Source organism: Paenibacillus sp. FSL R7-269, assembly GCF_000517865.1.
Lineage (GTDB): Bacteria > Bacillota > Bacilli > Paenibacillales > Paenibacillaceae > Paenibacillus_AQ.
The window spans coordinates 59639-72835 of sequence record NZ_ASPS01000004.1; the positions used below are offsets into that span (position 1 = coordinate 59639).

The following is a 13197-nucleotide window of genomic DNA, read 5'->3' on the forward strand; positions in this document are numbered from 1 at the left end:
ATATCCATCTACAATACAAATCCCAGGAGGAATTTCATATGGCTCTCAGCAGACAAGCAGTGTCCCACCCCTCATCCGCCTCCTCCATCGAGCTGGAATGTCTCTATCATTCAACGCAGGGACGATGGGCGTATGCGTATGACAAGGATACCTTCCATTTAAGAATCCGCAGCAAAAAAAACAACGTAGACCGGGTCTTTGCCCTGATTGGCGACAAATACGACTGGGAGCAGCATCATCAGGAACTGAACATGCGCAAGGTGGCTACTGACAGCTTCTTCGATTACTGGGAAGCAGAGATCTTCCCCGAGTTCAAACGTTTCTCCTACGGCTTCCGGCTGGAAACCGGTCAGGAGACGGTATGGATGCTAGAATCCGGCTTCTTTACAGACGGGCTGCCTGCGCCTGCTGGAGGCTACTACGAAATGCCTTATCTCCACGAGGCCGACCTGCTGCAGGTTCCCGAATGGGCGAAATCTGCGGTCTTCTATCAGATCATGCCGGACCGGTTCGCTAACGGTGATCCGGCGAATGACCCCGAAGGGACGCTCGAATGGGGGGCACACCCCACCTACGACAGCTATTTTGGCGGTGATTTGCAGGGGATGATTGATCATCTGGATTATATTGTGGAGCTTGGCGTAACGGCGCTGTATCTGACCCCGATCTTCCAGGCTCCCAGCAACCATAAATATGACACCGTTGACTATGGAACGGTCGATGCAAACTTCGGGGATCTCAATAAGCTCAAGCAACTGGTGGACCTGGCCCATTCCAAAGGGCTTAAGGTGGTCTTCGATGCCGTCTTCAATCATACAAGCTCCGAGTTCGCACCGTTCAAGGATGTGCTGGAGCATGGAGCGGACTCCAAATATGCAGGCTGGTTCCATATCCATGATTATCCTGTTCAGGTGGTAGACGGCAAGGCCAACTATGATACCTTCGGCTTCTTCAGCGGAATGCCCAAGCTCAACACTGCCAACCCGGAAGCCAGAGATTATCTGCTCGATATCACCAAGTTCTGGCTCAAGGAGGTACATATCGACGGCTGGCGGCTGGATGTCGCTAATGAGGTAGACCATGTGTTCTGGCGGGATTTCCGCAAGGCGGTCAAAGAGATTAACCCGGAAGCGTTCATCATTGGCGAGGTGTGGAGCGACTCCCTCAGCTGGCTGCAGGGCGATCAGTTCGATTCGGTGATGAACTATCCCTTCTCTGACCGGCTGCTGAAGTTCTTCGGCGCGGACAACGACATGGATGTGGACACCTTCGCCGCGCAGATCTACGGGCTGCTCATGCGCTATCCCCGGCAGGCGAATGAAGTGCTGTTCAATCTCCTGGCAAGCCATGATACCCCGAGAGTGCTCACCCGGCTGGGCGGAGACAAGCAGCGGCTGAAGCTGGCCATCACCTTCCTCTTCACGTTCACCGGTACGCCGTGTATTTTCTATGGAGATGAGATCGGAATTACAGGCGGGGATGACCCGGATTGCCGCAAATGCATGATCTGGGAAGAGGACCGGCAGGACCGGGAGCTGCTGCGCTTTTATCAGAGCCTCATTGCCCTGCGCAAAAAGCACGAGGTGCTGCGCACCGGCCAGTTCCGCTTCCTGCTGAGTGATCCGGGCAGCCCGGGTATGGTGTATGAACGCTGGAATGAGCACACCCGCTTCGCGGTCTGGATGAACAACTCTGCCGAACGGCTGACGCTGACGCAATCACTGGGCGGCGGAGCTTGGCAGGATGCCTTGAGCGGCGAGCCTGTAGAGCAGGATGGGGAGAAAATCCGCATGACGCTGGAGCCGCTGGGATACCGCATTCTGTATAGCGGACAAGCTGGCGGCGAAGCCTGAGAACTATTATAGGATAGACAAAGACAAGCCCCGGGAAGGGGCTTGTTTGCTTATAGCCGTTTGCTACACTGAACCTGGCTACCAGAGGTGATATACTTTTGTAAATCGTTCTTCACACACGTTCCTCACACCCTATACAATGACAGGAGAGCCGCCGCATGAACATTAGAATTGCAACCGAAGCCGATTATGATTATCTCGCAAGCCGTGACCATCATGTCCTGAACTCACTTCTTCTCCCTAAAATAAACCAGCAGGAGATTTACATTCTGAGCAAGGACGGGCTGGACATTGGCTGGCTGCGTTACGGCTATTTCTGGGACCAGATCCCCTTCATGAATCTGCTGTGGATTGATGAGCCTTATCGCAGCGCAGGCTTCGGCAGACAGGCGGTGCAGCACTGGGAGCAAGCGATGCAGGCCATGGGCCACAAGCAGGTCATGACCTCCTCGATGGCCAATGAAGAGGCCCAGCATTTCTACCGGAAACTGGGCTACCGGGACTCAGGCTGCCTGCTGCCGGACAATGAGCCGCTGGAGATTTTCTTCACCAAAGCGCTGTAGCTGATACTAACTGCTCAAATGCTGGTTTTTCAGACCGGCTCCAAGCTCCGCTGTGTACCTGGTCAGCCGCAGGCTGATCTCGGTGCGCATCACATCCCGCGTAAGTCCGAAGCGTTCCTGATAGCCCCGGCAAAAGATCTTGTAGTATACCAGGAACTCCTCTTGCTCATCTGCCAGCACCCGGATATTATGCTGCTTCAGCTCTTTCTGCAGCTGGTAGGTATCCTCCATTATACGCTGCTGAATCGCCTGGCCGGCGATCATGAAAGCCCTTTTGAGAATGCTGCTCGACAGCTCAAGCTCCTTCAGGCTTTTACTGACCATCGTATCCAGGTAAGGCAGCAGGATGAGGTCACGCACCATCGTCCGCTCCTCTACCGTAATCATTTTCCTGCCCTCTGTCCCCTGCTTCTGTTCATACTGCTGGACATGCTCTGTCATTAACATTTTGGATTTCCACCGTTCGTTTCCGTCTAGCTTGCTCATTTATAATGCCCCCCAATCTGCTGCGCCCGTTCCAGAGCAACCCCAGACTCCAGCAAAGAAGACGCGCGGATCAGCGCCCCGCTTCCGTACCGGTTCTTGATCTGATCGATCGCCCGTTCTCTGTTACTGCTCCGCATCCGGTCGTCGAACAAGGTCAGCTGCATCACACTGTCATCCGTCAGCTGGGATATAGAGATAGTCAACCGGCTTATCGGCAGGCCGCTCCAATGATCCACGAACAGACGGTAGGCTGCTGCTGCCACCTCATGGGTTAACGACGAAGGCTCCGGCAGTGTCGTCTGCCGGCTGTAGGCATTCGAGGTGTTGCCATCTGTCTCTACTACCGCAACGGACACCACCGTTCCCATGTACCGGTACTTCCGCGCCCGCCGGCAGACCTCGATCACCAGCTCCAGCAGCACCACCTCTATCTCCGGCAGCCGGGTATACAGATTCCAGCGCAGCGCTTTTCCGTGGCCGACAGACTTCATCTCCTGGCGTATCCCGGTCACCACCGGGCTGGGATCGATGCCGCGTGCGGTCTGCCAATAATATTCCGCTTGAATATCGCTCTGCTTGCCCAGAGTGCTGCGCATTCTCCGCTTCAGCTCGCCCAGCTCCATCCGGGCAATATCTCCAATGGTCGTAATGCCCATACGGTAGAAATTCTTGGTCATCCGGCCCGCCACCATGAACATTTCATGCACCGGGCGCGGCCATAGCTCTGTCTCCAGATTATCGTAATCCAGCCGGAAGGTTCCGCCCGCCTTCTTCTTGGCGAGGTTATTGGCCATTTTGGCGAGGATTTTGGACGGGCCGATGCCCACCCGGGTCCACACTCCGGTAGATAACAGAACATGCTGCTGGATCGAGTTAATCATCTCCGGAAGATCTCCTCCGAACACGCGCAGAGAGCCGGTCACATCCAGGAACTGCTCATCGATGCTGAACGCCTCTACAAGATCGGTATACCCTTGGTAGATCTCGGAGATCAGCAGCGAGACCTGAATATATGTCCCCATCCGCGGCCGGATAACCACGAGCTCCCGGCATTTCGTCAGGGCTTCCCCCACGCGTGATGCGGTAGTTACGCCATAGGATTTCGCAAGGGGGCAAGCGGCCAGGACAATCCCGTTCATCCGCGACGGATCACCCACAGCGACAGGCTGATCCGCATATTCGGGATGGGCGGCCTTCTCCACGCTGGCATAGAAAGACTGGCAGTCAGAGAGCAGAATGATCCGGTCCTTAGGCATACCTCCGCCCCCGTGCCGGATGCCATGACAGGATGCCCGCGGTCAGGAATACGCGGGGCTGGCCGGTGCTCAGACAGGTGGCACGAATCCGGCCGTCCCGAATCCCGCGCACCTCAATGGTCCGCTGCGTAATCTTCCCCGCTTGGTCCAGATATATCATCTCTATAGTTTGGCCGATGCTCATCTTCATGATTAATCGCCTCCGGGCTCAAGTAAGAACATTTGTTTGTATTATAACCAGGATTAAGATTTTTAAGCAATGGTAAAATAGAACAGATGTTCTTGTTTCGAAACAGTATATGCAACTGAGGGGATAATTAGAACCGGGAAGAGAAATTAAAGGGCAAGAATTTCTAGAACAAACAGGGAATTCACCATGTTTCTTAGCTGGAACTTAAACCCATAAGGCGGTAAAATTCATATTAACGCTAGCGGAGATTACAACTGTATCAACCGATTAATCCTTCAAAGGAGAGGGTCCATGCTACCAAAAACAACTATCTCTAAATGGGCTCTTATTTTTATGTTCTTGTTAGTAGTTACTGCCTGCAGTAAGGATGACACTGTTTTTAAGGGAACTGTACACACAGTAGATGTAGACAATAAAAGGATTCTAGTCATTGCTCAATTAAAAGAAGAAGATTTGAGTAAGAATTACAAGGAGGTTCTAGAAACTAATATGTACTCTCAAGCCATTTGGGTAAATGAAGTTTCACCTTCTAAATATAAAAAAGGTGAAGAGATTGAAGTGTTCTATCAAACAAGTGATGATTCATTTCCGGCACAAGTTACCGCTAACAAAATTGTAAAATCAAAAATTGAGCAGTGAAGCCTACAAGCAAGGGTCCCGAACTGCTCTATTCGGGCCTGCGGTCATGCTGAATGAAAGAGACATTCATCGTTAGAGGACTCAGTGTAACGGACGGAGGAGCTCATATTTGGATGGAGTAAAGAATGCATCCAGATTGTAGCGAACCATCAGAGATAAGTGTATTCTGTACAACTAAAAACAGTGAAACGGAAGACTTTCCTGTTCTAACTGTATTCTGTACAACTAAATCTGCCACGATGGGCGAAAATCCAGGTATAGAGACATTTTAATTGCACGAAATACAGCTAAACAGAGATTCGGTAGCACATCCGGCGATTTAGTTGTACAGATTACAATTAAGCCGGTCCCTTGCACCCTAATCGGGGCGCGGCAAACCCTCAGCAAGCGATTAGTTAAAGTAATTTTAACTTGTGAATATGACCATTATCGGACCTTAACGAAGCACTGGAACGATAGTAACTGCATTTTGTACAATGGAATGCTGTAAAAAAGGCCACTGGTCAAGGAGAACAGAGGATGAATGGATTGATATAGTATAAAAAAACCTCCTGCCAATTAAGGCAGCTGACAGGTTTTTTGCCCTTTTACCCAGTCGAAACGCCTGAAAAGGTCACGGGCCGGTAATGCTGGCAGTATTGAGCAGAATATTGGTGCTGTTATTAGCTGCCCCCAAAGAATAAGCATGATAACCGCCTGGAACATTTAAATCCAAATACGAGATCGTAACCGGCTGTATTGCGAGTATAGCAAATCCGCTTGCTCCTACATTAAAAATTGGCTGGTTATCCCGGTATAAAGTACTTCCTATATTATCCCTGCAAGGGAGACTAAACTAAGGATAAAGAGAGGTCAAACATCATGTTCCAAGGCAAAACGAGGACCGCCATCTGGATCGGTTTAGGTCTCTACACGATCCTTACTTTATTTTTCTTGTTTGCCGGCTTCAACCGCTCAACAGCTCTGCCGGAGACAGGCCTCAGGTATCAACTGACCTTTGACGGAATTCCGCTGCATTTTCCAGGTGGTGGTTATTTGAATCTATGGGTCTTCGATCTGGGTAACTATCTGGCCTTCGTACCGTTCGGCCTCGTCATCCCGCTGCTGATCCGTTGCCGTTTCCTGCCGTTCTTCTTAGTCTTCTTAGCAGCCATTACGGGAGTTGAGCTGATTCAGATGGTAACGCATTTGGGTTCGTTCGATATCAACGATATCGTCATTAATACGCTCGGCGCGACTGTCGGCTACGGTGCCCAGCGGCTGATCCGCCGCGACCGGACAACCCCAAGAGGTGTGCTCAAGCTCCTGTCATCAGTCGCTATCTTGACGTTAATCGTCTACTCCGCCGTGAGCGGTATCAACTATTATCTGGATCATGGCCGCGGGGAGATCCGAGCGCTGGACCAGCTCCCTATTGAGCAGGGAGAAATACGGTGGGAAGAAACGCTTAGCAGCTTCACTGTAGCGCAGGAGCAGATTGAACCGGCGGTTAATCTTTATAGCCCTGATCATCCGGGACTCCACGAGTTCTCCCTGCGCCTGGATGGACAGTATAAGGAGTTAGCCGGGAATTTTGGCGTCCCTAACGATGCTATACCTGCTAAGGGCAGCGGCACCAGCAGCGTCATGATCAGCGCCGACGGAGAAGAGCTTTACTCCCTGGATGTGAATATCGCACCAGGCGAGAATCAGCCGCTGTCTTTTCAGGTTTCAGTTGAAGGCAAACAGGAGCTGACCCTTACAGTCAAAACCGATGCTGCCGACCCTCGAACCCATGCGGTATTGTGGGACCTTACGCTCGTTGAGGCCAATATCGGCCAAAAGCTGGCAGCACGGCTTCACCGGCTGCTGGGCGGGGGATAAAATAAATAGACCCGCTAGCCAAATAGTTCCTGCGTCCCTGAAAGCAAGCTCAATCAGTTACTGATAGACATTGCGGGGAGAACATAATGCCATAGTAAATATTCCCCAATTCTGATAAAGTAGATTTTGATATATGTATCAGAATTAGGGGGAAAGAAATTGAAAAAGCAACTTTTTTTTGCATCATCGTAACGACAGTAATTCTTTCAGGATGCAGTAACTCAAAAAATAATAGTTCAGAGGACACAGGAGCATCTCCGACCGCTACAGAGTCCGCAACATCGTCCATCCCTTCCGCTTCACCAACCAACTCACCCGAGCCGCAAAAAGAGCTTTCTGATTTGGAAAACCTGGCACTTGAATATGTGAATACTTTCTTAAATGGATCAGATATTGAAGCGAAAAAGAAATTTGTTTCTGATAAAATCCACCCAGATGTTAAAGCGATTTTCCAAATGGCACAATCAACTGAAACCCCAGAAGATAACAAGCTTAAGAATGCAACGGTCATTGAGTCGGAAGATTATACCGATTCCACAGGCGGAAAAGATAAGCTTATTTTAATTCAAGGTGAGAAACCATCAAACCCTAAAAGTGAACTAGTCATTCTCATTAAAGATGATAAAATTGGCTGGGGCTACTCCTCATCCGACAAGGAAAAAGCAGCATTTAATGAGATCAGAAAGCTCTTCAAAGAGCCCGTGCCTGATACTTCTGACTCAGGCAATGTTTCTTCTGCCACAGGTGAACAATCTCCTAAAAGTATGCTGACCGACATCAGAAACTTTGTCGTTTCTGACATTTGGAATGTTGGCTTTGTTGATATAAGCTCATATATTAGTAGTGGAACAAGTAGTACAGGTGAAAATATGGATATAGATTTTACAATCGAACAATTAGGGAAAGCAATGAATAAAAAGGCAGAATACGATGCCTACATAAGAGGCCTGGATACAAAATATGATTCGATAAAGAAAATATGGATAAAACTCTCAGGGGAAATTGATCGGATGTACAAACAAATTCAGGATACCCCACCGAAAGCAAACGATACAAATTCTAAACTTGATACAGGAATTTTCAAACAATACTTGAGCGCGTTTACTGATGAAGTGGATGACCTGACTAAATAATGCTTAGGTAAACTATATATAATAATTCAGCCCTGCCGACTAGTATGGTCAGCAGGGCTGTTCAGAATTCCAAACAAAAAAGTCCTCCCCAAATTTCTTGAGAAGGACGAGCTGAAGCCTTTATGCAAATGAGCTGGTTTATTCTAACAACCAATATGTGGGCTCTATATGCGGGTACTTTGCGGGTAACACTTTCAACAATCCCTTTGAAATCAACAGGTTTCAGTCCCCTGTCAAATATAAAACATATAATTATCCGCCTGGCTCTCTTCCTTGAAGTTAATCAGGTCGGAGAGGGTGGTGGAGTCCAGGACGTCCGCGATGCTGTCGCGGATGCGCAGCCAGAGGTCGCGCTTGGCCGGGTCGTCTTCTTCGGTGAAGTCTACCGGGGAGATTGGGCCTTCCAGGACGCGGATGATGTCTCCGGCGGTAATGGTGCTGGTCTCGCGGGCCAGTATATAACCGCCGTAGGCTCCGCGGATGCTCTTCACCAGGCCTGCATTGCGCAGCGGGGCGATGAGCTGCTCCAGGTAATGCTCAGACAGTCCGTTTTTCTCGGCGATGCTCTTAAGTGATGTAGGCCCTTCGCCGAATTTCAGGGCAAGCTCCATCATAATGGTTAATCCGTAACGTCCTTTGGTTGATATTTTCAAAGGGGCACCTCTTTCATATAGTTACTGGTTCTGTGGTGGCTATTCAGCGTGACTGGACATGCGATATGTCATATCAACGTATTCCGATGTCTGCTCTCAGCTTATGTTATCATATCTATAGACACATTTGGAACAGCAAACGGTAATAATTCGCGATTTTGTTCGCCACTGGTGGACAAATTGTCAATTCCGGACGGTTTTTCGCTATATTTTATAGCCTATGTGTCCTCGTTTGGGGTAGACAGGTATGTTATAATACACAATGAGCCGGGTGTTCAGTGAGAACGCCGGTATTTTGTGTACAGAAAATGGTGATCACGATGACAAAAGCTAATCAGGATATCCGGGTCGTCGTCGGGATGTCAGGCGGTGTGGATTCCTCTGTTACAGCGCTGCTGCTGAAGCAGCAGGGATATGACGTCATCGGCATCTTCATGAAGAATTGGGATGATACCGACGAGTTCGGCGTATGTACGGCCGAGACCGACGCCGAGGATGTGCGCCGCGTCTGCGAGCAGATCGATATTCCTTACTATACCGTTAATTTCGAGAAGGAATACTTTGATAAAGTCTTCTCCTATTTCCTTGAAGAATATAAGGCTGGCCGGACCCCGAATCCGGATGTGATGTGCAACCGCGAGATCAAGTTCGGCGAATTCCTGAACAAGGCGCTGCAGCTTGGCGCAGATTATGTCGCTACGGGGCATTACGCCCGGGTCGTGGAAGAAGACGGACTATTCAAGCTGCTGCGCGGCGTGGACAACAACAAGGACCAGACGTACTTCCTCAATGCGCTGAACCAGTACCAGCTCTCGAAGGCCATGTTCCCGATCGGACATCTGCCGAAGCCGGAGGTACGCAGGATTGCCGAGGAAGCCGGACTCTATACCGCGAAGAAAAAAGACAGCACCGGCGTCTGCTTCATCGGCGAACGCAATTTCCGCGAATTCCTCAGCCAATACCTGCCTGCACAGTCAGGCAATATGGTCGATATCGCTACGGGCGAAGTGAAGGGCCGGCATGACGGCCTCATGTACTACACGCTGGGCCAGCGCCAGGGGCTGGGTATCGGCGGCTCGGGGACAGGCGAGCCCTGGTTCGTGGCCGAGAAGGATCTGGCAAGCAACACCCTGTATGTGGTGCAAGGCGAGAAGCATATCAGCCTGTATTCGACCAGTCTTATAGCCTCAGGGGTGAACTGGATCGATCCGGATACCCTTGGCGATGAGCCGCTGAAATGTACGGCCAAGTTCCGCTACCGCCAGCCGGATCAGGGAGTTACGCTAACGAAGCAGGCCGATGGAACCGTCCATGTGGCCTTTGATGTTCAGCAAAAAGCCATTACGCCCGGACAAGCCGTGGTCTTCTATCTGGGCGAGACCTGCCTTGGCGGCGGAACGATTGAGACGGCCGACAAGGTTGTGCCGCTGGCACAGGCCTGACTGCGTTCTCAGCCAGAGCTCCCCTAAAGACAACATCCTAACGGGTGAACAGTGCTGGTGCTGAATCCAATGTATTCGGTTTTTCGCATAGATGCTTCTTAGTACATCCAAAAAAGAACCTTCAAAACCACAGATCGTGGAGTTGAAGGTTCTTTTTCATTGATTGGTCAGGATATAGAGTCACGCCTGGGCTGACTCACAGGGCTTCAGCCTTATTGCGGCTGAGCGCCCCAGACCAGTACACCGTTCAGATACAGAGGCACCCGGTTCCAGTCGGTGAAAGATGTTTTGGTTGCATCATAGGAGTAATCTTCAGCCTCATTGTAATTGCTCCAGTCGGTCTTGTTAATGCGCAATTGAATCTCGCCGGTATTCGCACCTGCTGCCAGACTGCCGGCGCCGGCGCTGAAGGATATTTCCAGATAATGGTCTGCGCCTGTCACTGCAGAATCAAGCTTCACGAAGCTGCCCAGCACATTGCTTCCGCCGAGGGCCGCATAATCGACATTGAACTGCTGTGCCCGCTCGCCGTCAATCGTGTAGTAATACCGGACCTTAACTTTGCTGAGGTCTACCGCTGTGGTCCCGTTATTGACAATCCGCAACTGCGGACGGAACTGCGGATCTGTGGCGTTCGTATCCGTTGTACGGTATTGAACGACCAAATTCCCTACGGCAGGCGTAGCGGTTGGCGCGACTGTCGGTGTAGCGGTTGGCACTGTTGTCGGTGTAGCCGTTGGCGCTACTGTCGGTGTGGCTGTTGGCACTGTTGTCGGTGTAGCCGTCGGTGCGACTGTCGGTGTGGCTGTTGGCACTGTTGTCGGTGTAGCGGTTGGTGTTGCTGTTGGAGTAGCCGTTGGCGTGGTTGTAGGGGTAGCTGTCGGCATAGGGCCGCTGCCGTTATTAATCAGCCGGTCATACTCGGCATAGGCCGTGGCCATATCCACCTGTGACCAGAAGCGGTGATAGGTGAACTCAGGTGCGCCATTGTCCCAGGTCTTAGTGGTTTTATTGTAGGAAGTATTGTATTTTCCTTCGAGATAACTCCACTTGGGATCATTTTTGATTTTCGGGAGAATATCGGTGTAGCTCGCATACACTCCATTGCCGCCCTTAGCCGGGTCAGATGGAACTGTCGCGTTCCCCGGAATGGTATTGCCCTGGCCGAAGGTACCGCTCCAGCCTGCCGGGAAATAGACCTCTTTGGTGAAGAACCGGAAATAATCGGCTCGCTTCTCCAGAGTGGTAATTCCAAGGCCGTCATTGTAGCCCCAGGCGGTATCCAGCATGGACTTAGCCAGCTGTGAAGCTGTTCCGCCAAGCGCAGTGTAGTTGCCGTGCTCTGCTTTGTTCCCTGCGGCGAAGAAGGTGAGCGCTTTGATATAGCTGCCCAGTACGCCGGTATCCTGCCCCGGGTCCTTGGTCACTGCCTTCAGGCTGCTGTTGCCGTTAAAAGAGCTGAAGCCGTTCCAGGTATCCGGCTGGCCGTGCCATTCCACATTGCCCGGAATCCAGAATTCGCCGGGTGCAGACACGGTAGCCACCTGCGGGTTGGCTCCGCCCAGAATCCGGTTGCCCTGCTGATCCAGATAATAGCCGGCGGCATCCGATACGGGACGGCTGCCAACAAAAGCATAATCTGAAGACCAGTCAATCCAGTTCTCGATGACCCGTTTGGCCATTTTGAAATTATCCGAGGTGGTATCCCCGCTGGAAGCCAGGATGTAATACAGCTCTGCTACGCGCTCCATACTCCAGGACTGCATCCCGAACCAGTTGTTGGATGGCGGGTCCTGATAGACAGGTGCCTCGTCGTAGAGCATGCCGTAGAATGTGCTGGCCCCGGCAGGATAAGCGCTGTAAGAACCGCCGTAGCTATTAGTGGCACCGCCTGCAATCGCTCCTTCAGAGGATTGCAGCCAGTTGTAGAATTCCAATTGGCGGGTCAGCGATTTGCTCCAATCCGTTCCGGCTGTGGCAGAGGACGGAACCAGCCCTGCGGTTGCAGTGGACAGCGCATAGGCTGCAACCACATTCTGGTACCCTTGGTGCGCATGGCTCGCGCCGATTCTCCAGGCCCAGTCTCCGCCGCTGCCCAGACCGCCGCCCCAGGAGGTATACCAGGCCATCAGGTACTGGTTGGAATCCTTGCCGGTTCCCGGCTGAGGCGAACCATTAGCCGCACTGCCGACCTTCTGGAAGTACTTATCGTACATGCCGTAACGGAGGAAATCGCCCATTTTCTTGGCTTTGTTCAGATAGACCGTATTGGTATAGCCAAGATCCTTGGCCCAGTACATGGCCTGCACAGCGCGTGCATCGGCGTCCGTAGCGTTCGTGTAACGCCACTGCGCGGAAGGCGCACTATTTTCCTTGGTGAACAGGCTCATGAAGCCTTCATTCGGCTTGCCGAAGGTCTTGTTATCCTGTGAAGGATGGGAGACCGCCTCCCACACCGATTCCTGCACGCCGCGCTGGAAGGTGTTCACATAGCTGGCGGTATGCTTAGGATTCAACAAGTTGCCGAAGCCATACCAGTTGTCCACATCCACCAGCCAGTGCATCAGATAGGTCTGGTTATTGCCGTAGGTGGCCTTCAGCTCTGCATCGAGCGGGTCCTTACCCGGAGTGTACTTGCCGTTCAGTGCGCTTGGATACTGATCCGGCTGAGGAAGCTCCGAGGCGTAAGTGGCCGGGCTGTTCGGGTTATAGCTGCTCATGGTCGGCTGCTCCTGCACACCATCGCCTTCATTAATCGGAATGATATATTTCTCCATATTGTCCCAGGCTGATTCGAGCTTGCTCCAGTCCCCGGTGTTATGGCCATACAGCACTTCAAGCCACATCCAGTAGCTATAGGCCTCGGAGGTAGTCATATGCCCATAGTTAGGCGCCTCGCTGAGCAGGGTCTCTACCGCATGATACGGGATGCCTTCAGCCGAGAAATACCCGCTGGCCGGGTCCTTCAGCTGGTCATACAGTTGCAGGAATCTGGTCTTCTCCACCGATGCCGCCTTGGCGGTTCCCGGACTGAAGCTTAAGATTCCGCTGGTGAGGGAAAGGGTCAGAACGGCAGACATGACTATAGAGGCCGGTTTCTTGAATGAACTTAGCTTCAT

General features: G+C 51.6%; 11 protein-coding genes. 6 read left to right on the forward strand and 5 right to left on the reverse strand.

Annotated features, from left to right (window positions below):
• The first annotated feature begins 38 nt into the window (after positions 1 to 38).
• Entirely contained in the window at positions 39 to 1853 is a 1815-nt protein-coding gene (locus tag C162_RS01465) for an alpha-glycosidase (RefSeq protein ID WP_084648773.1), read from the forward strand.
• A 158-nt stretch (positions 1854 to 2011) separates the two neighbouring features.
• Entirely contained in the window at positions 2012 to 2416 is a 405-nt protein-coding gene (locus C162_RS01470) for a GNAT family N-acetyltransferase (protein ID WP_036690510.1), read from the forward strand.
• Positions 2417 to 2422: 6 nt separating this feature from the next.
• On the opposite strand, the gene C162_RS01475 is transcribed toward C162_RS01470, so the two are convergent.
• Genes C162_RS01475 through C162_RS01485 form a run of 3 tightly spaced genes read right to left on the reverse strand, consistent with a single transcriptional unit; the run spans position 2423 to position 4348 of the window.
• Complete coding sequence (locus C162_RS01475) at positions 2423 to 2902, reverse strand: hypothetical protein (RefSeq protein WP_036690511.1); 480 nt, start codon at positions 2900 to 2902, stop codon at positions 2423 to 2425.
• A complete protein-coding gene (locus tag C162_RS01480) occupies positions 2899 to 4158 on the reverse strand; it encodes a DNA polymerase IV (protein WP_036690513.1) in 1260 nt (419 codons plus the stop codon). Before C162_RS01480 ends, C162_RS01475 begins: the two co-directional genes overlap by 4 nt.
• Entirely contained in the window at positions 4151 to 4348 is a 198-nt protein-coding gene (locus tag C162_RS01485; protein WP_372238046.1) for a hypothetical protein, read from the reverse strand. Before C162_RS01485 ends, C162_RS01480 begins: the two co-directional genes overlap by 8 nt.
• A 291-nt stretch (positions 4349 to 4639) precedes the next feature.
• On the opposite strand from C162_RS01485, the gene C162_RS01490 reads away from it, so the two are divergent.
• The 3 genes from C162_RS01490 (at position 4640) to C162_RS33980 (ending at position 7983) form a co-directional block, all read left to right on the forward strand.
• Complete coding sequence (locus tag C162_RS01490) at positions 4640 to 4987, forward strand: DUF3221 domain-containing protein (protein WP_036690516.1); 348 nt, start codon at positions 4640 to 4642, stop codon at positions 4985 to 4987.
• Positions 4988 to 5848: 861 nt separating this feature from the next.
• On the forward strand, positions 5849 to 6850 hold the full coding sequence (locus tag C162_RS33975; protein WP_051493132.1) for a VanZ family protein: 1002 nt from the start codon (positions 5849 to 5851) through the stop codon (positions 6848 to 6850).
• 341 nt (positions 6851 to 7191) lie between these two features.
• Positions 7192 to 7983 (forward strand): hypothetical protein, encoded by a 792-nt coding sequence (locus C162_RS33980; RefSeq protein WP_051493133.1) that lies wholly within the window; start codon positions 7192 to 7194, stop codon positions 7981 to 7983.
• Between the two features lie 233 nt (positions 7984 to 8216).
• On the opposite strand, the gene cymR is transcribed toward C162_RS33980, so the two are convergent.
• The gene (gene cymR / locus C162_RS01505) at positions 8217 to 8636 is read right to left on the reverse strand and encodes a cysteine metabolism transcriptional regulator CymR (protein ID WP_036690517.1); all 420 of its coding nucleotides are present in this window, start codon (positions 8634 to 8636) and stop codon (positions 8217 to 8219) included.
• A 320-nt stretch (positions 8637 to 8956) separates the two neighbouring features.
• On the opposite strand from cymR, the gene mnmA reads away from it, so the two are divergent.
• Complete coding sequence (gene mnmA, locus C162_RS01510; protein ID WP_036690519.1) at positions 8957 to 10078, forward strand: tRNA 2-thiouridine(34) synthase MnmA; 1122 nt, start codon at positions 8957 to 8959, stop codon at positions 10076 to 10078.
• A 212-nt stretch (positions 10079 to 10290) separates the two neighbouring features.
• Here mnmA and C162_RS01515 read toward each other — a convergent pair whose 3' ends face one another.
• Positions 10291 to 13197 carry a glycoside hydrolase family 48 protein gene (locus tag C162_RS01515; protein WP_442792417.1) on the reverse strand — a complete coding sequence of 969 codons (2907 nt, stop codon included), beginning with the start codon at positions 13195 to 13197 and terminating at the stop codon, positions 10291 to 10293.

Bases quoted from the DNA above. Each gene is read 5' to 3' on its own strand.
- C162_RS01465 (WP_084648773.1), top strand. From the start codon at position 39: ATGGCTCTCAGCAGACAAGCAGTGTCCCACCCCTCATCCGCCTCCTCC.
- C162_RS01470 (WP_036690510.1), top strand. From the start codon at position 2,012: ATGAACATTAGAATTGCAACCGAAGCCGATTATGATTATCTCGCAAGC.
- C162_RS01475 (WP_036690511.1), bottom strand. From the start codon at position 2,902: ATGAGCAAGCTAGACGGAAACGAACGGTGGAAATCCAAAATGTTAATG.
- C162_RS01480 (WP_036690513.1), bottom strand. From the start codon at position 4,158: ATGCCTAAGGACCGGATCATTCTGCTCTCTGACTGCCAGTCTTTCTAT.
- C162_RS01485 (WP_372238046.1), bottom strand. From the start codon at position 4,348: ATGAAGATGAGCATCGGCCAAACTATAGAGATGATATATCTGGACCAA.
- C162_RS01490 (WP_036690516.1), top strand. From the start codon at position 4,640: ATGCTACCAAAAACAACTATCTCTAAATGGGCTCTTATTTTTATGTTC.
- C162_RS33975 (WP_051493132.1), top strand. From the start codon at position 5,849: ATGTTCCAAGGCAAAACGAGGACCGCCATCTGGATCGGTTTAGGTCTC.
- mnmA (WP_036690519.1), top strand. From the start codon at position 8,957: ATGACAAAAGCTAATCAGGATATCCGGGTCGTCGTCGGGATGTCAGGC.
- C162_RS01515 (WP_442792417.1), bottom strand. From the start codon at position 13,197: ATGAAGCTAAGTTCATTCAAGAAACCGGCCTCTATAGTCATGTCTGCC.